1 protein-coding gene is annotated in these 752 nt (G+C 65.2%); it reads left to right on the top strand.

Annotation, left to right across the window (positions count from 1 at the left end):
- Positions 1–19: 19 nt before the first annotated feature.
- On the top strand, positions 20–752 hold a 733-nt coding region (locus AC628_RS41500), incomplete at its 3' end, for a host specificity factor TipJ family phage tail protein (protein WP_245321608.1).

The following is a 752-nucleotide window of genomic DNA, read 5'->3' as shown; positions in this document are numbered from 1 at the left end:
GTGGCGCGACGTGCCGACCATGCTCCTGACCGATCGCGAGATCGTGCGGGATTCGATGCAGGTCAGTTTCACGATGCTGGGCGAGGAAGATCCCGACGCCGTCGTGGTCGAGTACGTCGACGAGCAGACCTGGCGGCCGGCGCAGGTGCAATATCCGCCGGACACCGACGCATTCACGTCGGTCAATGCCGAGACCAAGCGCGTCGACGGCATCGTCAACCGTGACCAGGCGTTCCGGGAGTGCGCGTTCTATTACCTGCAGTCGATCTATCGGCGGGAGAATGTCGCGCTCGGCTCTGAATATGAGGGTAGGGCGATCACGCGCGGATCTGTCGTCAGGGTGCAATCCGATCTGCCGGAAAACTACGGCTATGGTGGCGCCGTCGTCGGCGTCGCCGGCGCGACGCTGCAGCTCAATCCGGCGCCGGTCTGGGATGAGGGGCCGTTCTATATCCGCCTGCGCAAGCCAAACGGGAAATTCTTTGGTCCGGTGCTGTGCAGCCGCGGCGTCGACGCTGCGCATGCGGTCCTCGACGCTGCGAGCCTGGCTGCCGCACAGGCTGCGCAGGCGACCACGCTCGCGGCCGTCCTGGCCCGCGAGGATGGTGCGGAGTATCCGTCGTTTGACCTCGGGACCGGCGTAAGCCAATCGCGGCTGTGCGTTGTCCTGGACGGCTCGCCGAGCGGCGACAAGTTCACGGTCAACATGGTGGTTGATGACCAGCGGGTTCATGCGACGGATCTCGGCAACC

Origin of the sequence: Bradyrhizobium sp. NAS96.2, from assembly GCF_001908235.1 — a bacterium.
In the GTDB taxonomy this organism is placed as follows: Bacteria; Pseudomonadota; Alphaproteobacteria; order Rhizobiales; family Xanthobacteraceae; genus Bradyrhizobium.
Note: the sequence above shows the minus strand (reverse complement) of the source record. Positions and strands in the feature narration are given on the sequence as shown.